The 560-nt window shown below is 40.7% G+C and carries 1 protein-coding gene; it reads right to left on the bottom strand.

Features of this window, described 5'->3' with window-relative positions:
- Positions 1-57: 57 nt before the first annotated feature.
- Positions 58-498, bottom strand: coding sequence for a TIR domain-containing protein (locus ACSZPU_RS26225; RefSeq protein ID WP_499004551.1), 441 nt, complete (start codon positions 496-498; stop codon positions 58-60).
- Between the last annotated feature and the right edge of the window lie 62 nt (positions 499-560).

Raw genomic sequence — 560 nt, 5'->3', positions numbered from 1 at the left:
ATACAGCTCAGCTAAGGTAAGGCTAATACAGCTAAGGACTCCACTGAACCCCACCGATTAAATCGCACCTTCCCTAGCTGTAAAATTAGCCCAACTTACCCACAGCGCGTATCCAGAATCAATATTATCACTGAGTCGAGCGGGCACAGTCACTTGTCCATAAGAATTTGATAACAATGTTGGCAACTGGACACCAATAAGTCCATGTTGTTTATCAAGCGTCGCTTTAATTTCCCAGTCAATATATTTTCTTCCCCATGATTCATTACCGACCAAGACAATAGAACATGAAGTCCCTGTGATATAATACTCACGAATACGTCGCATGACATAGTCAATATCGTCACTGTCAACTCGACGATCAAGAGAATTATCCGTTACAGCCTCATATTCATCATGAAATTTTCTTGAGAATTCATCATAGTAATATTGGTCACCATCATGGTGGTAACTTAAAAAAACTTTTCTTTTAATTATTTTGGTATTAGGCGGATTCAACTCCGAAGTGCAACGCTAAGCCGCCAATCTTAGCTCTGCAAACACCACAGACGGTTGCCTGA

Origin of the sequence: Phytobacter sp. V69, from assembly GCF_965644215.1 — a bacterium.
Classification (GTDB): domain Bacteria; phylum Pseudomonadota; class Gammaproteobacteria; order Enterobacterales; family Enterobacteriaceae; genus Phytobacter.
This window is presented reverse-complemented; position numbering and strand designations above follow the sequence as displayed.